Below are 16,951 nucleotides of genomic sequence, written 5' to 3' on the forward strand. Positions count from 1 at the left end.
GCGGCGACTTCGTCTCCGCGTTCTTCGAGGTCGTCGACTGGGACGAACCCGCCGCCCGCTACGACCAGGCCGTCGAACTCTTCGAGTAAACCCGGTCATCCCGACTTTTCTTTCGGACGCAACGCCGTCAGCGGCGGCGCTGTCCGCGAATCGAATCAAATCAGTCCGCGGGTGCGCTCCGCTCGTCCTCAGGGCTGTCGGTCGCGGACGGTCGGGTCGCTGAACAGGTCCGCCCCGTCGAACTCGTCGTTCAGCGCGCAGACGCGGTCGTGCAGGGCGGCGAAGTCGCGGCCAACCCCGCGGTCGAACCCGGCGAGGATTCCGGTGGGGCGGTCGCCGACGAAGGTCCGAAACTGCTCGAACGAGTCGAACCCGCGGACGGTGTAGCCGTAGTCCGCGTAGTACAGCGTCTCGTAGGTGTCTCTCGTGACGTATCCGAACCGCTCGTTGTCGATGAACTGCGAGATGTCGAGACATTCGAGCGCATCGGACACGTCCTCTCTGACGTAGAGGTGTTCGTACCCGTGGTGGTCGAAGACCCAGAGGTCGCGGAGGTCGTCCCCGCCGAAGCTACGGAAGGCCTCGACGAGTCGTGCGGCGGCGTCGCTCATCGTTTCGGGTCTGGCGTCACGGCTCATAAGCCTACTTATGGGGTCGTCGAGGGCTGTAAGGGAGCGATGGGCACGCTCGTCAGTCGCACTGCCGTCGCCGCCGATGCTCCTCGCCCGCCGCCCGCGGTCGTCGGGGTTTTGCCCGTCGGCCGAGAAGCGCACGCATGCCCAAGCCGAAAGACGACTTCGACACCCTCTACGGGTATCTCCTGTACGAACCCGCCGACATCCTCGACCCCGACTACATGTACACAGTGGGCGAAATCGCCCGCCTGATGCAGGGGCTGTCGCCGCAGGACGACCTCGCCGAGGAGACCGAAGACCGCATCATCCAGTGGACGATTCCGTGGATCGTCGCCAACCAAGAGGACTTCGTCATCAACGATCCGCGGAGCGACGAACCGGGTTACTTCGGCCTCCATCCCGATGCAGTCCCCGAGGAAGACGAGGAATAACGACCGCACTCACACCGCGTGGCTCGCCGTTCCCGATATTCTTCCGGCGTGAGAGTCGCACAAACGGTTATCTGTCAGGTAGGTGTGTTCTCTCTCGTACGATGACTCAGTTCGACACCGAAGTCGCGGTCGTGACCGGCGCTAGCTCTGGAATCGGTCGCGCGACGGCGGAGGCGTTCGCCGCGGCAGGCGCGCGCGTCGTCGTCTCCGACGTGAACGTCGAGGGCGGCGAGGAGACCGTCGCACGCATCGAAGAAGCCGGCGGGACGGCGATATTCGTCGAGACGGACGTGACGGACGACGACGCCGTCGCCGCGCTGGTCGACACGGCTGTCTCCGAGTACGGCCGACTCGACTTCGCCTGCAACAACGCGGGCATCGGCGGTCCGCAGAAACCGACCGCCGACCTCTCGGCCGACGAGTGGCAAGGGGTCGTCGACGTGAACCTCAACGGCGTCTGGCGGTCGATGCGACACGAGATTCCCGCGATGCTCGACGGCGACGGCGGCGTCGTCGTCAACATGGCGTCGATTCTCGGGAAAGTCGGCTTCGCGAACGCGGCCCCGTACGTCGCCGCGAAGCACGGCGTCCTCGGGCTAACGAAGACCGCGGCCATCGAGTACGCCGAACAGGGCGTCCGCGTCAACGCGGTGTGCCCGGGGTTCGTCGACACGCCGCTGCTCGGGGAAGGCGGCCTCGACGACCCCGAGGCGCGGCAGGGAATCGAGTCGCTCCACCCGATGAACCGCCTCGGCGACGTCGACGAAATCGCCTCCGCGGTCGTCTGGCTCTGTTCGGACGGCGCGTCGTTCACGACCGGCGAGGCGCTCACCGTCGACGGCGGCTACACGAGCCGCTAGCGCGAGGTGACGCGGCGAGGCGACGGTTCACCTCGTCCGCGCCGCCTTCGACGCGAGTTCGAGGTCCTCGCTCGGGCGAGTCGTGACGCTCGGTCCGTGGCCGGTGTGGAGTTCGATCAGGTCGCCGCCGACGACCTCGCGCAGGCGGTCGATGCTCTCGACGAGCGCGCCGCGGTCGCCCTCGGGGAGGTCGGTCCGACCGAACCCGCCGTCGGCGAAGACGAGGTCGCCCGCGAAGCAGACGCCCGACCCGCGGGAGAAAAAGCAGAGGTGGTCGTCCTTGTGGCCCGGCGTGTGGACCGCCTCGAACACGTCGTCACCGATTTGGACGCGCTCGCCGTCGTCGATGCGCCTGTCTACGGCGAGGTTGCCGGTGTCGTAGCCCCACGTCTGCACGTCGAACGCCTCGCGGACGGCGTCGACGTTGCCGATGTGGTCGGGGTGCGTGTGGGTGAGGTACACCGCGTCGAGCGAGTCGGTGACCTCGCGGACCGTCGGCACCACGTCGAAGTTCGCCCCGGTGTCCACGAGCGCGGTGGTCTCGCCGTCGACGAGAAAGACGTTGCTCGTGAAGGCACGGATGTCTCCTGCGAGATTGCGAATCATGGTCACGGGTACGAAAAGCGGGGTATTCGGTGTTGTGGGCGCTGCGGAACTCCGGGCCGAGGACGGTAGGATTTAGAGGGACCGACGACGACCAACACCCAACCAGGGCACCTCTCATGCGCCAATATCTCGACCTCGTCACGGACGTTCTCGGAACCGGGCAGCACAAACCGAATCGAACGGGCGTCGACACCATCTCGGGCTTCTCGAAGCACTACACCGTCGACCTCCAGGAGGGCTTTCCGCTGCTCACGACGAAGGACCTCTCGGGCTTCCGCTGGAACTCCCTCATCCACGAACTGCTGTGGTATCTCTCCGGCGAGGAACATATCCGCACCCTCCGCGAGGAGACGGGCATCTGGGACGCGTGGGCCGACGGGGAGGGCCACCTCGACACGGCCTACGGCCGGTTCTGGCGGCGCTACCCGGTCCCCGAGGAGGGGCTTGCGGGCGAGGCGTGGCCCGACGACGGCCACCGCTGGATGAACGACGAGGGGACGTTCGACCAGCTCGCGTACGTCCTCGACACGCTCGACGAGAACCCGAACTCGCGCCGGCTGGTCATCAACGCGTGGCACCCCGCCAACGCCGCCGTCTCGACGCTCCCGCCCTGCCATTACACGTTCGTCTTTAACGTGCAGGGCGACGAACTCAACCTCCATCTGACCCAGCGCTCCGGCGACATCGCGCTCGGCGTCCCGTTCAACCTCGCGGCGTACGCCATCCTCGCGCAGGTCGTCGCCCAGCGCGCCGGCTTCGAACTCGGGTCGTTCGCCCACACTATCGTCGACGCCCACGTCTACTGCGGGGCCGGCGAGCGCGGCGCGTGGTACGGCGACCACCTCGACGAACTCCAGTCGCGCCTCGCCGACGTGGACTCCCCCGAAGGCTACCTCGACGTGCGCGACTGGCTCCTCGACGCGGCACCCGAAGAGGCCGAGGGCGAGGAGGACTACGACCACGTCCCCGGACTGCTCTTGCAGGCCTCGCGCGAACCGCGCGAGCGCCCCGCGCTCGACGTGGCCGACGTGCCGCTCGAAGAACTGTCGTTCGAGGATATCGTCCTCCGCGACTACGACCCGGCCGACGGGATTCGCTTCGCGGTGGCCGAATGAGCGGCGAGGCGCCTGCTGGGTCCGAAACCGAGGGCGACGCAGCGGTCCGGTTCGTCCTCGTCGCCGCCGTCGCCGACAACCGCGTCATCGGCCGCGACGGCGACATGCCGTGGCACCTCCCCGAGGACCTCAAACAGTTCAAGCGGACGACGACCGGTCACCCGGTCGTGATGGGTCGCAAGACCTACGAGAGCATCGCCCGCCGGCTCGGCGGCCCGCTGCCGGACCGTCACAGCGTCGTGCTGACGACCCGCGACCTCGACCTCCCCGAGGGCGCTGAAGCGGTCGATTCGGTCGAGTCGGCGGTCGCCGCCGCCGAGGACGCGGCCGACGAGATGGGCGTCGAGACGGTGTACGTCGTCGGCGGCGCGACCGTCTACGAGCAGTTCCTCGACCGCGCCGCGGGCCTGGTGCTCACCGAGCTCGACGCGGCCCACGAAGGCGACACGCGGTTCCCCGAGTGGGACCGCGGGAAGTGGGTCGAGATCGACCGCGACGACCGCGACGGCTTTTCGTTCGTCACGTACGAGCGCCGGGAACAGGGCCACCGAGAAGCCGCCGCGACTGACCGCGGCGCGGAGGAATCCGATGACTAACACGGGCGAGTGGGAGTACAAAATCGTCCGCACGGCCGACGGCGGCCTGTTCAGCGGCGACACGTCCCCGATGGAAGACGCGCTCAACTCCCTCGGCGGCGACGGCTGGGAGCTCGTGGACACGATTTCCGACTCGCGCGGCGCCGGCGCGAACAGCGGGCAGACGGCGCTCGTGTTCAAGCGGCCGAAGCGCTGAGACGCCGGGCGTCATCTCACGGGGCGCTCGTGAACGACCTGTGTTTCTCGTGACGCATCACGAGTAGCTTTATTGACGGGAACGACCTCGTAAGAGGGAACGAAGCTTCCCCTCGCTATGACCGCCTCGACACTCGCAGACCGACTCCGACAACCCGAGTACACCGGCGAGAACCGGTGTACGCCCTGTACCGTCGTGAACGTCGTCATCGCCGCCGCGTTGAGTCTGTTGCTCGGCGTCGCGTGGCCGCCGCTCGGGCTCGTCTCGTTCGCCCTCTTCGCGGGCGCGATTTACTTCCGCGGCTACCTGATTCCCGGCACGCCGACGCTCACGAAAACGTACTTCCCCGACCGGGTCCTCCGCTGGTTCGACAAGGAACCGACGCAGACTCGCGTCGGGGCCACCGCATCCGCTCCTGGGTCGGCCGCCGATGACGACGTTGACGCCGAATCGTCGGGCGAGGAGGTCGAATCGGGGCAGTTAGACGGCGATGGCGCGTCAGTCGCGGCGTTCGACGTGGAGGCGACCTTGATGGACGCCGGCGCGTTGGAGTTGGACGAGAGCGGCGACGAACTCCGCCTCGCACCGGCGTTCGAATCGGCGTGGAACGACGAAATCGCGCGCACCGACGAGACGGTCGCTCGACGGTGGCTCGCCCGCTTGACCGGGGTCGACGAGGCCGATGTCACGCTAGAGTCTCGCGCTCGGAGCCGGTGGCTCGTGGCGATGGCCGACGGCACCACCCTCGGCACTTGGGAGTCGAACGGCGCGCTCGTCGCGGACGTGGCTGCCGACGCCGCGCTCGACGGTCGCCTCGACGACCGGGACCAGCTGACGGCCGAACAGCGGAGCGCGCTGGCGCGAGGGCTCCGCATCTACCTCAACAGCTGTCCGACCTGCGGCGGCGGCGTCCGGTTCGGCTCGGAGACCGCCGAATCGTGCTGCCGGTCGTGGGAGGTGTTCGTCGTCCGCTGTGAGGACTGCGAGACGCGACTGCTGGAAGTCGACGCCGAGGCGCTCGAACCCGAAGCCGCCTGAGCCGCCGGACTGGCGCATCGACCGCGACGCTCCGCCGGCGAATACATTTTTGTCGGCTGACAACAGTTTCTCCGTATGAGCAAGGCGCACTTCGAGGTGTTCGTCGACGCGGCCGACAAGTACCGCTGGCGACTCGTCCACGACAACGGGAACATCCTCGCCGACTCGGGCGAGGGCTACGCGTCGAAACAGAAGGCGAAACAGGGCATCGAGAGCGTCAAGCGGAACGCGCCCGACGCGGACGTTATCGAAGCGTAGTTCCGCGGTTCGAGCCTCGGTTCGCCTGAAATCGGCGGATAGTCCGCCGGTTCGAGTACGAACCCCACACCGATGCCGGGTGTGGAGGCTTTTTCCGCCTCCGGGACTGACCGGAGAGTAATGACGAACGTCGCCGACGCGAGCGAGGAGGTCGCACGATGAACCGAAACGACAAGCAGGCCTACGACCGCGGAACGTCGCTTTTCTCCCCCGACGGACGCATCTATCAGGTCGAGTACGCCCGCGAGGCCGTCAAGCGCGGCGCGCCGGTTCTCGGCGTCCGCACCGCCGACGGCGTCGTGCTGGCGGCGCTCCGGTCGACCCCGTCGGAACTCATGGAAGCCGAAAGCATCGAGAAACTGCACAAGCTCGACGACGCGCTCGGCGCGGCCACGGCCGGCCACGTCGCTGACGCGCGGAAGCTCGTGGACTTCGCGCGGACGACCGCCCAGCGCGAGCACCTGCGCTACGGCGAGCCAATCGGCGTCGAGACGCTCACGAAAACCATCACCGACAACATCCAAGAGAGCACGCAGTCCGGCGGCACCCGCCCGTACGGCGCGTCGCTCCTCATCGGCGGCGTCGAAAACGGCTCGGGTCGCCTGTTTGCGACCGACCCCTCGGGGACGCCCCAGGAGTGGAAGGCGGTCGCCATCGGCGGCCACCGCGAAGACGTGCAGGCCGCCCTCGAAGACGGCTACGCCGAGGACCTGTCGCTCGAAGACGGCCTCGCGCTCGCCGTCGAGGCGCTCGTCGCGGCCGACGAGGAAATCGAGAGCGACGAACTGAATCTCGTCACCGTCTCCGAGGCGGGCTACGAAATCGTCGACGAGGAGACCATCGCCGAACTGTTCGCGGACGCGACCGAAGACGACGAGTCCGGCGAGTCCGGCGAGACGGCCGACAGCGAGGAGTAGATGACAGACGGGAGCCCGGACGGCGATAGCACCTCGGCGGCCGCGGCCACGGATGCGGAAGCGGGCGCGACCGCCGGCGCGGCGGCCGTGACGCTCGACCGCATCGCGGTCTACCCCGTGAAGTCGCTCGACGCCGAGTTCGTCGACGCCGCCGACATCGTCGAGAACGGCGGGCTCCGCGGCGACCGCGAGTACGCCATCTTCGACGCGGACGACGAGTACGTCAACGGAAAGCGCGAGCGGGCGGTCCACCGAATCCGGAGTTCCGTCTCGCTCGCCGACGGGACGGTCGAACTGTCGGCCCCCGAGATGGACGATTACGACGGCCCGATAGCCGAGGCCGACGGCTGGCTCTCGGCGTACTTCGGCTACCCGGTCGAACTCCGGCGCGACCCCGCCGGCGGATTCCCCGACGACACCGAGGCCAGCGGGCCGACGGTCATCTCGACGGGGACGCTCGACGCGGTCGCCTCGTGGTTCGACGGCGTCGACGCCGACGAGATGCGCCGTCGCCTCCGGCCGAACCTCGTCTTCGACGCGAGCGAGCCGTTCTGGGAGGACCACCTGTTCGACCGGCGCGGGACGGTCGTCGAGTTCAGCGTCGGCGGGGTCGCCTTCGAGGGCGTCAACCCCTGCCAGCGCTGTGTCGTCCCGGGCCGCGACCCGGACACGGGCGCGGAGACGGCCGACTTCCGGACGACGTTCATGACGAAGCGCCGCGAGACGCTCCCCGAGTGGTCCGGCGGCGACTGGTTCGACCACGACTTCCGGCTCATGGTCAACACCGCGGTACCGGAATCGTCGTGGGGCGAGACGCTGTCGGTCGGTGACGCGGTCACCGTCGGTGACATCGTCCCCGAGTGAGGGTCGGGTTTCGTCGCGTTCGAACGCCTCGCAGTCGGTCGGTTGTTCTTCGCTGACACCCGCGGCTTTAGGTCACCTGCCCGGGTTGACACACATATGTTCACGCTAACCGGCGTGCGGGTCGTCGACGCCGACGGGACCCGCGAGGCGAACGTGGTGATAGACGAGTCGACCGGGCGCATCGCGTCCGTCAGCGACGAGACCGAAGGCGAGACGCGACACTGCTCGGGTGCGGTGGTCGCGCCGGGACTCGTCGACGCCCACGTTCACCTCATGATGGACGGTCGCCCCGACGTGGCTGCCTATCGGTCCGAGCCGGTCGAACGCGCCTGCTATCGGGCCGCGGCCAACCTCCGGAAGACGCTGGAAGCGGGCGTCACGACCGTCCGCGACCTCGGTTCGCCCGGCAACACTGCGACGAGTGCGAAGGCCGCAGTCGCCGCCGGCGAGCTCGACGGGCCGCGCGTCCTCGCCGCGGGGGAACCCATCACCATGACCGGCGGCCACGCCCACTGGTTGGGTCGGGAGGCCGACGGTCCGGACGAGGTTCGTAAGGCCGCCCGAGAGCAACTGAAGCGCGGCGCTGACGTGGTGAAATGCATCGCGACCGGCGGCGTCCTCACGACCGGCGCGGTCACGGGCGCACCCGAACTCACGGAAGCGGAGATTCGCGCCCTCGCGGAGGCCGCGAGCGCGAAGGGCGTCCCGACCGCGGCCCACGCCCACGGCGAGGACGGTATCAAAAACGCCGCCCGCGCGGGGGTTTCGAGCGTCGAACACGGGATGTTCATGGACGAGGAGGCCGCCGACCTCATGGTCGACAACGGTACGTACTGGGTGCCGACGGCCTCGGCCGTCCGCGAAATCGTCGAGGCGGGCGTCGAGGCCGGCATCCCGCCGGAGGCCGTCTCGAAGGCCGAAGACGCCGCCGAGCGCTTCGAAGGCGCGTGGTCCCACGCGCTCGACGCCGGCGTGAACATCGCCATGGGCACCGACGCGGGCACGCCGTTCAACGACCACGGCGAGAACGCGCTCCGCGAGATGGAACTGCTCGTCGAGTACGGCCTGTCGCCCGCCGAAGCGCTCGAAGCCGCGACCGTCGGCGGCGCGGACCTCCTCGGGTTAGACGACGTGGGGAAGGTCGCCGAGGGCTACGTCGCGGACCTCGTCGTCCTCGACGCCGACCCGAGCGAGGACGCCGGCGCGTGGCGGACGGTCCGGCAGGTGTATCGAGAGGGCGAACGGGTCGTCTAATCGCAACACGGCAGGCGGTATCACACCCGATTTGAAGCGACAACCTTTTACAACCGCGAGCAATATCTGGTGATGTACCAACGTGCTCTGTTGGTGTAGTCCGGCCAATCATATCACCCTCTCACGGTGATGACCAGGGTTCGAATCCCTGACGGAGCACTTCCCTCACTCTTGAACCGCGAGCGATAGCGAGCGTGTGCTTTTACGTGGTACGATTTCGCACTGCACCTACAAGTCGGGGTCACCGAGTTGCGACATCACGAGGTCCTCGGCGGTTCGCAGTCGGTACTGAACCGTCGAACGTGGCACGTCGAGCACGTCGCTGAGGTCTTCGACGGTCACCTTTCGCGGGCGCTCGTAGTAGCCGTGTTCGACGGCGGTTTCGAGCGCCTCCCAGTGAGCCGACGAGAGGTCGGCCGCGATGCGCGACTCGGCGTCCCAGTTACCGGCGCTCGTGAGGTGTTCGACGTCCAGTTGCAGTCCCTCTCTGAGCTGCGCCTCGATGGTCTCGTACAGTTCGCCGAGCGGGTGGTCGCCGGGATAGAGAATGCGCCAGCGGTACGCGCCCGCGCGGCGGGACGACTCGAAGATGACCCCCGGCCCGACGTGTTCGAGGACGTAGCGCGGAATCGAGTGGCAGTTGCTCACCTCCTCGCGGTAGGTGTAGACGGTCATCGAGTTGTCCGAGCGGTCGAGGACGTGGTAGTTGCGATGGGTGTGGCAGTCGGGCGCGTCGAGACACTCGTTACACCGCGTCTCGTCGAGGAACACCTCCTCGAACGCCGACAGCGCCTCCGGCGTGCCGACGACGTGGTCGACCCGCCACATCACGTCCCTGGTGGACGAACAGACCGACGACCGGGACCGCAGGCTCGGGTACTCGTAAAACAGGTCCATTAGCTCGTCGGTGCCCTCCGAGAAGCGAACGACGAATTCGAACTCGCGCATTCGGTTTCCGCTCTGTCGCGGAGCGACTTAGCAGGTACTAATCAGACACCGACCGCGTTCTACCTTCGTTCCGATTCAGACTCGGCTTCGAGGCACACCACTTACTGAAGTTAGCAGATACCAACAGAACTGAGAGGGCACTTGAGCACGGAGTAGCGACCACGACGAACGGACACCGAACGCCGCGCGTCAGGCGTGGTTTCCACCCGCTCTTTCGGACGCGCGCTCGCGTCCCGCTGGTTCGTTCGTCCGCGGGGACCGGTTCCGACCGTCCCCACCCCCACCACCGACTGCACTCGAACGCTCCAACCAACCTCGGACGACGGCCGGGTCACCACCTATTTTACGCCCGGTCGTCTACCCGCACGAGGATGTTACTCGCGGGAACGGTGGTCGTCGACGCGTCCACCATCATCGAAGAGGGTGCCGTCGTCGTCGACGGCGACCGAATCGTCGCGGTCGGAGCGCACGCGGACCTCACAGACCGGTATCCTAACCACGAGCGACGCGAGTTCGGCATCGTCGCGCCGGGACTGGTCGGCGGGCACGTCCACTCGGTGCAGTCGCTCGGACGAGGTATCGCCGACGACACCGAACTCTTGGATTGGCTCTTCGACCACGTACTCCCGATGGAGGCCGGCCTCGACGCCGAGGGGATGCGCGTCGCCGCCGAACTCGGCTACCTCGAATGCATCGAGTCCGGGACGACGACGGTCGTCGACCACCTCTCGGTCAATCACGCCGAGCAGGCGTTCGAAGCCGCGGGCGAGATGGGTATCCGCGGACGCATCGGGAAGGTTCTCATGGACACGAACGCTCCCGAGGGACTCCAAGAAGACACCGACGCGGGCCTCTCCGAGTCCGAGCGCCTCATCGAGCGCTATCACGACAGTTTCGACGGGCGCATCCAGTACGCCGTCACGCCGCGGTTCGCCGTCACCTGCTCGGAGGCGTGTCTGCGGGGCGTCCGCGACCTCGCGGACCGCTACGACGGCGTCCGCATCCACACCCACGCGAGCGAGAACCGAAGCGAAATCGAGACGGTCGAAGACGAGACGGGAATGCGCAACATCCACTGGCTCGACGAAGTCGGTCTCACCGGCGACGACGTCGTCCTCGCACACTGCGTCCACACCGACGACTCCGAGCGCGACGTGCTCGCAGAGACCGGCACGCACGTCACCTACTGCCCGTCATCGAACATGAAGCTCGCGTCGGGTATCGCGCCGATTCCCGACTACCTCGACCGCGGCATCAACGTCGCACTCGGCAACGACGGCCCGCCGTGTAACAACACGCTCGACCCCTTCACCGAGATGCGACAGGCCAGTCTCCTCCAGAAAGTCGATGCGCTCGACCCGACGAGCACGCCCGCCGCGACCGTTTTCGAGATGGCGACCCGCAACGGCGCGAAAGCCGCCGGCTTCGACCGCGTCGGCGAACTCCGTGAGGGGTGGAAGGCCGATATCGTCGGTATCGACGCCGACCGCACGCGAGCGACGCCGCTCCACGACGTGCTGTCTCATCTCGTCTTCGCCGCCCACGGCGACGACGTGGTGTTCACCATGGTCGACGGCGACGTGCTCTACGACGAGGGCGAACACGTCCGCGCGGACGCCGACGGCATCCGAAAACGGGCGCGGGCGGTCGCCGACGGTCTCGACTCGGCGCCGACGAGCGACTGAACAGCGTCTCCGCCTGCGAGACCACCTCGAACGCGAGACCGGCCGGCCGCACCCGCGAGGCCCGCCGCCATCGTCGCCTCTTTCTCTCCGCGCGACGCCACCTGAGTCATGACCGTCCGACTCCGCGCGGCGACGCCGTCCGACCTCCCCGCAATTCGGGAGATTTACGCGCCGTTCGTCGAAGACACCGCGATTTCGTTCGCCTACGACCCGCCGAGCGTCGCGGACCTCGAAACGAAACTGGAGCAGAAGACCGACTACCCGTGGCTCGTCTGCGAACTCGACGGCGAGGTGGCCGGCTACGCCTACGCCGGGGCGATTCGAGAGCGCATCGCCTACCAGTGGACCGTCGAGACATCGATTTACGTCCGCCCTGAGTTCCAGCGCCGCGGCGTCGCCCGCGGCCTCTACACGGCGCTTTTGGACCTGCTCGAACGGCAGGGCTACGCCTCGGCCGTCGCCGTCATCACGACGCCGAACCCCGCGAGCATCGCCTTCCACGAGTCGTTCGGCTTCGAGCGCGTCGGCCGTTTCGAGCGCGTCGGCTACAAACACGACGCGTGGCACGACGTGGAGTGGTGGAGCCTCGACCTCGGCGACCGGCCCGACGACCCCGACGCGCCGCTGTCCGTCGCCGACGCTCGCGACCGTGACTGGTGGGACGACGCGCTTACCCGCGGTGCGGCGCTCGTCGAAAACAGCGCATAACGGTTCCACCCGAACTGAGTCAACTCCCGTCGTCCGACTCGGTCGCGTTCAGACGCCGGCTTCGAGGGAGTCTTCAGTCTCGGCGTCCGCCGAGTCGCCTTCCTCGGCCGCCTCGACTTCGTCTGCCGCGTCGGCGGCTGCTTCGCCCGTCGCTCCCTGTTCGAGTACGTAGCGCTCGACGCCGGCGGAAAGCATCCCCTGCCAGTCGTCGAACTCGGTGTTCGCGTCGACGTACCGGTCCAACTCGTGGGTCGGTATCGACTCGAAAGAATCCTGATCCGCGACCGCGAATCCGCTTTCTTCGAGGAATTCACTAATCGATGCCGCCTCACAATGTGACTCGACCCACGGCGACGGGAACAAGTCGGCCAGCGTTACCTCGCCGCCGAGACCCCCAATCTCGACGTCGAGCGTCGCGGCCGTCGTTTCGGCCTCACCCATACCCGGGTCCTACGTCCACGGATATAACGGTGTTGCGGTTGGCGTCCGAGAGAGTCAGTTGGTCGAGACGATTTCGACCACGTCGCGGTGCGAAAGCTCGTGGTCAGACCCGATTTGGCGCTTCGAGTGACAGTCGATGCCGTGGAGGAGGCCGTCGCCGATGTCCGAATGCAGATGGTACGCGAAGTCCTCGGTCGTCGAACCCTCGGGCAGGATAAAGCAGTCGCGGAAGACGCCCTGCGAGTCGCTCTTGCCGTTGGCGCTGCCGGGGAAGATGGCAATCGCTCCCATCACGTCGAACAGCGCGTTTTCGAGCGACTGCTGGACGCCCGTGCCGCCGAACTCGGTGACGAACTCGCGAATCTGTTCGAGGCCCGCCTCCTGTTCGTCGCTCACGTCGCCGACGATGTCGAAGTCGTCGTCGCCGGGGCGGTAATCGACGACGCCGCCCTCGTCGGCCTTCTTCAGCGCCTTTTCGGCGTGTGCCGAGGTCGGGACGAACGTCAGGTGTTCGTAGTCCGAATCGGCCGTGATTTCCTCGTAGTTCTCCTGGGAAACCGGCTTGTCCATCTTGTTCGCCGCGATGATGATTGGCTTCGTGCGCTTTCGAATCTCGCGGGCGAGCGACTCCTTGTCGGCGTCGTCCCATTCGTCGGGGTCGAGTTCCAAGCCGAGAGAAAGGATTATCTGCTTGATTTCGTCCTTGTTCGTCTTGAACGCGGACATCTGCTCCGCGAGGTCGACTTCGATATCTTTGTCCTCGCCGTGATAGCCCGAGCGGTAGCGGTCGATACCTTTCTCTAAGACATCGAGGTACCACATGTCCAGTTCGTTTTCGAGGAAGCCGATGTCCTCGCGGGGGTCGTGGCCCTCCGTCGCCTCGCCTTCGATGTCCGTCTCACCGGAGAAGTCGACGACGTGGACGAGCACGTCCGCCTCGTTGAGGTCGGTGAGGAACTGGTTTCCGAGGCCCTTTCCCTCGTGCGCACCGGGGATGAGCCCCGCCACGTCCACGAGCTTGACGGGGACGAACCGCATTCCGTGGTCGCAGTAGCCGACCGAGGGCGTACACGACTCGTCGAACTCCGGGGCCGCACACTCGACGCGGACGTACGCCTCGCCGATGGAGGGGTCGATAGTCGTAAACGGATACGCGCCCTCGGGTACGTCGTTCATCGTCGCCGCGTTGAAGAAACTCGACTTCCCGACGGACGGTTTTCCGACGAGACCGATCTTGTAACTCATTCGTTGGTCGGACTGGTGTCTCGAACGCTAATAACCGTTCGACGTTCGCCTCGCTGTGCGTGAAATTCACACGCTACCGGGGCCGAGCAGGGTGATTCTCCGCGCTCGACTCCCGGGTTCGAGCGCCGGAGAGGTGACGCCGTCGTCGGGTTCGGAGCGGACAGCAGCAGGGTCCGGTTCGGTGTCGGAGGTCTCCTCGTCATCATCCGATGAGTCGGCGCGACGACGCCGTCCGGTGCATCTTTGTCTTCACGTCCCCGACTGCCGGGCATGACCGACCCCGACGAGACGGCGAGCGAACCCGCATCCGCGTCGACTGCGGACTCCGGCGCGGCGACCACCGACTCCTCGTCGGACGGCGCGACCGACGCGGACACGTTCCGCGTCGGTATCCACGTCACCGAGACCGAACTCCGTTTCGTGGTCAACGTCCCGTCCGACATCGACTCGGGGTGGACCGACCCCGACGCGTTCCAGCGCCTCGTCGAACGCGTCACCTGGGAGCAACTCGACCAGCGGGCGACGCTCCAGACCGTCGCGACCAACGCCGCCGAGGGCGAGACGGTGTTTCTCGGCACGGTGACGCTCCGACCGGACGAGACCGTCGTCGACCACCCCCTCCGCGTGCCGCCGCTCGACGGCGCGTGACCCGACTCGGCGTCACCGATGACCGACCCCACGACTGAGACTGCGATTCGCGAGATGCAAGACGCCGCGCTCAGTCGCGCGCTCACCGACGACGACCACGCGAGACAGTCGCTCGCCGTCGCGGGCGCGCTCGAAACGGCCAGAACGGAAGCGACCGACGCAGCGTTCGACGGTGGCGGCGTCACGCTCGCGGCGTCGCTCGCGTTCGTCTCGACGCTGTTCGCGCACCGTCGCCTCCGCGAGTCGCTCCGGGCGAGCGTCCGCGCATCCGACGATTCGGCGTGGTATCCCAGCGGCGCTCCCGCCCGCGTCGACGACGACCTCGTGGTCGCGGGCGCGCGGCTCGCGGTTCGACGGTTCGACGCCGACCCGGCGCTCGTCGCCGCGCTCGGTGACGTTTCGATAGAAAGAGTCGCGTCGGGCGAGTGAGTAGCCCGACCGTCAGCCTCTGACAACGACGGTCGGGGGCGTAGCGGGATGGGGTGCCTCTGATCCACAGTACCCGCCCGGACGCGGAAGGGTGAAGCCCGAACCCCACGCTCGCTGCGTGGGAACGTATATTAGTTAGTTGTTGGCGTGGTCCGGCGGGCCACCGCCGTTACCGTTGCCGTTCGATTCGTCATCCGAGTCATCCGAGTCGTCCGAATCGTCCGAGTCGTCATCGTCTGACTCGTCGTCAGCGTCGTCTGCGGTCTCAGACTCCTCGTCGTCGGCCTGCTCGGTTTCGTCGGTCTCTTCGTCTTCCTCGTCGCTCGCCTTATCGTTGTTCGCGTGCTCCGGCGGGCCGCCGTTACCGTTCTTGGCGTTGCCGGAGTTACCGGGCGCGTCCTCGTCGCCGTCAGCGTCGTCGCCGTTCTGCGGACCGGCGTGGTCCGGACGCTTGTCGTCCGCGTTACCCGGGTTGTTCTCGGTCACGAAGTCGGAGACGGCCTGCCCGAGCGGGCCGTCGCTACCCGTGTCCTTGAGACGCTCGACGAAGCTGCTGACGAGCTGTCCGAACGGGTCCTCGGCGGCGACCTCACCCTGCAGGGTGACGGTCGTCTCGGCGGTGAGGCCGTCGTGCTCGGCTGCCACGTCGACCGTGACGGTCTGCAACGGCGAGATAAGGTCAACCGTACCGTCCGCGTCTGTCTCGTACTCGCCCGCGTCCGTGTAGTTCCCGTCGACCGCGACCGAGGCGTTCTCGACGGGGTCACCGTCTTCGGTCACGGTGATGGTGACCGACTCGTTTTCGTCCTGCGAGACGGCGATGTTGAGGTCGTCAGCCTCGACTTCGACCGTCGTCTCCGCGGTGAGACCGTCGGCGGTCGCAACGAACGTCAGGTTCGTCGTGGTCGTCGGCTCGACAACCTCGATGGTTCCGTTTGCGTCCGTCTCGTACGTGCCGTTGCCCGCGTAGTCCGTCCCGTTGACCTGAACCGAGGCGTTCTCGACGGGGTCGCCGGCCTGCGTGACGGTCGCGATGACCGTGTCGTTGGCGTCGTCAACCTCGGCGGAGACCGAGAGGTCGTCGCCCTCGACCGCGACCGTCGTCTCGGCGGTGAGGTCGCCGTCCATCGCAACGAACGTCAGGTTCGTCGTGGTCGTCGGCTCGACAACCTCGATGGTTCCGTTTGCGTCCGTCTCGTACGTGCCGTTGCCGGCGTAGTCCGTCCCGTTAACCATGACTGACGCGCCTTCGACGGCGTCACCGTACTGGGTGACGGTGGCGACGACCGTGTCGTTAGCGTCATCAACCTCGACGGAGACATCGAGAGACTCGCCGAGCGGGACGAGGACGACGGACGAGGTGGTCGTGTTGCTCCCCTCAGTAACGGTGACCGTCGCGTTCACGCGTTCCTGCGGATTGGGGAGGTCGACGGTGCCGTTCGTCCCCGTCGCGTACGTTCCGTTTCCGGCGTAGTTACCGCTCGATTCGACGACGACCGTCGCGTTCTCGACGGCCGTCTCGTTCCGCGTCACGGTCACTGTCGCGTCGCCCGTGTCGGCGTCCTGCGTGATGCCGACCTGGAGGGCATCGGAGCTCGCTGCTCCGACGGCCCCGGGGACCACCGCGACGGCGAGCATCGCAACGACCATGACTACGGTGAAGTGTTTGCTGCCGCGCATGCAACCCTTCCTTCTAACCCCGATACGGTAAAAGGGGAGAATCGTAACCCCGGTTTTCGCTGAATTTCACCCCAATCAACGCGTTCGAAATCGGGGCGTCGTCTGGCGATTTCATCCATTTCGTGCCGAACGGGCGATCAAGTTGTATCGAAACGCCCTCGCAGTCGAACGCGAGCGGCTGTCGGCCGACCCGGTGTGCTCGACGAGAGCGTTGCCACTCTCGGACGATGGGAGATGCGACTCGGCGGGGTCGGAGTGGGTGCGAGTCGCTGAACGACCGTGCGTGCCGCTCTGCATAAAATGAACAAAGCCCACTGGACGCGGTGTCCAGTGGGCTTTGTGAAGTATGAGTGGGGGCGGCGAACTGGATTTCCCAGAGGATCGCTCACTCCAGTAC

General features: G+C 66.9%; 20 protein-coding genes, 1 tRNA gene and 1 pseudogene. 16 read left to right on the forward strand and 6 right to left on the reverse strand.

Annotated elements, in window-relative coordinates:
* Positions 1-89, forward strand: a pseudogene (locus tag C458_RS18170) (superoxide dismutase); the annotation flags it as partial.
* A gap of 99 nt (positions 90-188) precedes the next feature.
* On the opposite strand, the gene C458_RS13070 reads toward C458_RS18170, so the two are convergent.
* Positions 189-611 carry a hypothetical protein gene (locus C458_RS13070; protein WP_049896909.1) on the reverse strand — a complete coding sequence of 141 codons (423 nt, stop codon included), beginning with the start codon at positions 609-611 and terminating at the stop codon, positions 189-191.
* Positions 612-775: 164 nt separating this feature from the next.
* On the opposite strand from C458_RS13070, the gene C458_RS13075 reads away from it, so the two are divergent.
* Entirely contained in the window at positions 776-1,066 is a 291-nt protein-coding gene (locus C458_RS13075; RefSeq protein WP_008576357.1) for a DUF5827 family protein, read from the forward strand.
* 101 nt (positions 1,067-1,167) lie between these two features.
* Positions 1,168-1,926, forward strand: a complete 759-nt coding sequence (locus C458_RS13080; RefSeq protein ID WP_008576358.1) for an SDR family oxidoreductase — start codon at positions 1,168-1,170, stop codon at positions 1,924-1,926.
* A gap of 27 nt (positions 1,927-1,953) precedes the next feature.
* Here the strand turns inward: C458_RS13080 and C458_RS13085 are convergent, their stop codons facing one another.
* Positions 1,954-2,532, reverse strand: a complete 579-nt coding sequence (locus C458_RS13085) for an MBL fold metallo-hydrolase (RefSeq protein WP_008576359.1) — start codon at positions 2,530-2,532, stop codon at positions 1,954-1,956.
* A gap of 116 nt (positions 2,533-2,648) precedes the next feature.
* Here C458_RS13085 and thyA point away from each other — a divergent pair, with 116 nt between their 5' ends.
* The 9 genes from thyA to C458_RS13130 all read left to right on the forward strand — a co-directional run bounded on the left by thyA (position 2,649) and on the right by C458_RS13130 (position 8,929).
* On the forward strand, positions 2,649-3,647 hold the full coding sequence (gene thyA, locus C458_RS13090) for a thymidylate synthase (RefSeq protein WP_008576360.1): 999 nt from the start codon (positions 2,649-2,651) through the stop codon (positions 3,645-3,647).
* Complete coding sequence (locus C458_RS13095; RefSeq protein ID WP_008576361.1) at positions 3,644-4,243, forward strand: dihydrofolate reductase; 600 nt, start codon at positions 3,644-3,646, stop codon at positions 4,241-4,243. The genes thyA and C458_RS13095 overlap by 4 nt, the downstream gene beginning before the upstream one ends.
* Positions 4,236-4,439, forward strand: a complete 204-nt coding sequence (locus C458_RS13100) for a DUF4177 domain-containing protein (RefSeq protein WP_008576362.1) — start codon at positions 4,236-4,238, stop codon at positions 4,437-4,439. The genes C458_RS13095 and C458_RS13100 overlap by 8 nt, the downstream gene beginning before the upstream one ends.
* Positions 4,440-4,556: 117 nt before the next feature.
* Entirely contained in the window at positions 4,557-5,477 is a 921-nt protein-coding gene (locus tag C458_RS13105) for a hypothetical protein (RefSeq protein ID WP_008576364.1), read from the forward strand.
* Positions 5,478-5,552: 75 nt separating this feature from the next.
* Complete coding sequence (locus C458_RS13110; protein ID WP_004061144.1) at positions 5,553-5,735, forward strand: HVO_2922 family protein; 183 nt, start codon at positions 5,553-5,555, stop codon at positions 5,733-5,735.
* Between the two features lie 158 nt (positions 5,736-5,893).
* Positions 5,894-6,652, forward strand: a complete 759-nt coding sequence (psmA2, locus tag C458_RS13115; RefSeq protein WP_008576365.1) for a proteasome subunit alpha — start codon at positions 5,894-5,896, stop codon at positions 6,650-6,652.
* The gene (locus tag C458_RS13120; RefSeq protein ID WP_008576366.1) at positions 6,653-7,516 is read left to right on the forward strand and encodes an MOSC domain-containing protein; all 864 of its coding nucleotides are present in this window, start codon (positions 6,653-6,655) and stop codon (positions 7,514-7,516) included.
* Between the two features lie 96 nt (positions 7,517-7,612).
* Complete coding sequence (locus C458_RS13125) at positions 7,613-8,770, forward strand: amidohydrolase family protein (RefSeq protein ID WP_008576367.1); 1,158 nt, start codon at positions 7,613-7,615, stop codon at positions 8,768-8,770.
* Positions 8,771-8,854: 84 nt separating this feature from the next.
* Positions 8,855-8,929 (forward strand) — tRNA-Glu (locus tag C458_RS13130).
* A 69-nt stretch (positions 8,930-8,998) separates the two neighbouring features.
* On the opposite strand, the gene C458_RS13135 is transcribed toward C458_RS13130, so the two are convergent.
* The gene (locus tag C458_RS13135) at positions 8,999-9,718 is read right to left on the reverse strand and encodes a helix-turn-helix domain-containing protein (RefSeq protein WP_008576369.1); all 720 of its coding nucleotides are present in this window, start codon (positions 9,716-9,718) and stop codon (positions 8,999-9,001) included.
* A gap of 371 nt (positions 9,719-10,089) precedes the next feature.
* Between C458_RS13135 and C458_RS13140 the strand changes: the two genes are divergently transcribed.
* Both C458_RS13140 and C458_RS13145 read left to right on the forward strand, forming a co-directional pair.
* Complete coding sequence (locus C458_RS13140) at positions 10,090-11,403, forward strand: 5'-deoxyadenosine deaminase (RefSeq protein WP_008576371.1); 1,314 nt, start codon at positions 10,090-10,092, stop codon at positions 11,401-11,403.
* 108 nt (positions 11,404-11,511) lie between these two features.
* Complete coding sequence (locus C458_RS13145; protein WP_008576373.1) at positions 11,512-12,111, forward strand: GNAT family N-acetyltransferase; 600 nt, start codon at positions 11,512-11,514, stop codon at positions 12,109-12,111.
* 48 nt (positions 12,112-12,159) lie between these two features.
* Here C458_RS13145 and C458_RS13150 read toward each other — a convergent pair whose 3' ends face one another.
* Together C458_RS13150 and C458_RS13155 are read right to left on the reverse strand one after the other, a co-directional pair.
* Positions 12,160-12,552 (reverse strand): hypothetical protein, encoded by a 393-nt coding sequence (locus C458_RS13150; protein ID WP_008576374.1) that lies wholly within the window; start codon positions 12,550-12,552, stop codon positions 12,160-12,162.
* Positions 12,553-12,606: 54 nt separating this feature from the next.
* Positions 12,607-13,797 carry a redox-regulated ATPase YchF gene (locus C458_RS13155; protein ID WP_008576376.1) on the reverse strand — a complete coding sequence of 397 codons (1,191 nt, stop codon included), beginning with the start codon at positions 13,795-13,797 and terminating at the stop codon, positions 12,607-12,609.
* A 270-nt stretch (positions 13,798-14,067) separates the two neighbouring features.
* On the opposite strand from C458_RS13155, the gene C458_RS13160 reads away from it, so the two are divergent.
* Together C458_RS13160 and C458_RS13165 are read left to right on the forward strand one after the other, a co-directional pair.
* A complete protein-coding gene (locus C458_RS13160; RefSeq protein WP_008576377.1) occupies positions 14,068-14,445 on the forward strand; it encodes a hypothetical protein in 378 nt (125 codons plus the stop codon).
* A gap of 18 nt (positions 14,446-14,463) precedes the next feature.
* A complete protein-coding gene (locus C458_RS13165; RefSeq protein WP_004061126.1) occupies positions 14,464-14,874 on the forward strand; it encodes a hypothetical protein in 411 nt (136 codons plus the stop codon).
* 135 nt (positions 14,875-15,009) lie between these two features.
* Here the strand turns inward: C458_RS13165 and C458_RS13170 are convergent, their stop codons facing one another.
* Positions 15,010-16,554 (reverse strand): hypothetical protein, encoded by a 1,545-nt coding sequence (locus C458_RS13170; RefSeq protein ID WP_008576380.1) that lies wholly within the window; start codon positions 16,552-16,554, stop codon positions 15,010-15,012.
* Positions 16,555-16,951: the final 397 nt, after the last annotated feature.

The sequence above is a fragment of the Haloferax sp. ATCC BAA-644 genome (assembly GCF_000336975.1).
GTDB classification, from domain to species: domain Archaea; phylum Halobacteriota; class Halobacteria; order Halobacteriales; family Haloferacaceae; genus Haloferax; species Haloferax volcanii.

Excerpts from the sequence above, each read along its gene's own strand:
- C458_RS13095 (WP_008576361.1), top strand. The coding sequence starts at position 3,644 with ATGAGCGGCGAGGCGCCTGCTGGGTCCGAAACCGAGGGCGACGCAGCG.
- C458_RS13100 (WP_008576362.1), top strand. The coding sequence starts at position 4,236 with ATGACTAACACGGGCGAGTGGGAGTACAAAATCGTCCGCACGGCCGAC.
- C458_RS13110 (WP_004061144.1), top strand. The coding sequence starts at position 5,553 with ATGAGCAAGGCGCACTTCGAGGTGTTCGTCGACGCGGCCGACAAGTAC.
- C458_RS13150 (WP_008576374.1), bottom strand. The coding sequence starts at position 12,552 with ATGGGTGAGGCCGAAACGACGGCCGCGACGCTCGACGTCGAGATTGGG.
- C458_RS13105 (WP_008576364.1), top strand. The coding sequence starts at position 4,557 with ATGACCGCCTCGACACTCGCAGACCGACTCCGACAACCCGAGTACACC.
- C458_RS13155 (WP_008576376.1), bottom strand. The coding sequence starts at position 13,797 with ATGAGTTACAAGATCGGTCTCGTCGGAAAACCGTCCGTCGGGAAGTCG.
- thyA (WP_008576360.1), top strand. The coding sequence starts at position 2,649 with ATGCGCCAATATCTCGACCTCGTCACGGACGTTCTCGGAACCGGGCAG.
- C458_RS13070 (WP_049896909.1), bottom strand. The coding sequence starts at position 611 with ATGAGCGACGCCGCCGCACGACTCGTCGAGGCCTTCCGTAGCTTCGGC.
- C458_RS13085 (WP_008576359.1), bottom strand. The coding sequence starts at position 2,532 with ATGATTCGCAATCTCGCAGGAGACATCCGTGCCTTCACGAGCAACGTC.
- C458_RS13135 (WP_008576369.1), bottom strand. The coding sequence starts at position 9,718 with ATGCGCGAGTTCGAATTCGTCGTTCGCTTCTCGGAGGGCACCGACGAG.
- C458_RS13075 (WP_008576357.1), top strand. The coding sequence starts at position 776 with ATGCCCAAGCCGAAAGACGACTTCGACACCCTCTACGGGTATCTCCTG.
- C458_RS13140 (WP_008576371.1), top strand. The coding sequence starts at position 10,090 with ATGTTACTCGCGGGAACGGTGGTCGTCGACGCGTCCACCATCATCGAA.
- C458_RS13120 (WP_008576366.1), top strand. The coding sequence starts at position 6,653 with ATGACAGACGGGAGCCCGGACGGCGATAGCACCTCGGCGGCCGCGGCC.
- psmA2 (WP_008576365.1), top strand. The coding sequence starts at position 5,894 with ATGAACCGAAACGACAAGCAGGCCTACGACCGCGGAACGTCGCTTTTC.
- C458_RS13160 (WP_008576377.1), top strand. The coding sequence starts at position 14,068 with ATGACCGACCCCGACGAGACGGCGAGCGAACCCGCATCCGCGTCGACT.
- C458_RS13165 (WP_004061126.1), top strand. The coding sequence starts at position 14,464 with ATGACCGACCCCACGACTGAGACTGCGATTCGCGAGATGCAAGACGCC.
- C458_RS13125 (WP_008576367.1), top strand. The coding sequence starts at position 7,613 with ATGTTCACGCTAACCGGCGTGCGGGTCGTCGACGCCGACGGGACCCGC.
- C458_RS13145 (WP_008576373.1), top strand. The coding sequence starts at position 11,512 with ATGACCGTCCGACTCCGCGCGGCGACGCCGTCCGACCTCCCCGCAATT.
- C458_RS13170 (WP_008576380.1), bottom strand. The coding sequence starts at position 16,554 with ATGCGCGGCAGCAAACACTTCACCGTAGTCATGGTCGTTGCGATGCTC.
- C458_RS13080 (WP_008576358.1), top strand. The coding sequence starts at position 1,168 with ATGACTCAGTTCGACACCGAAGTCGCGGTCGTGACCGGCGCTAGCTCT.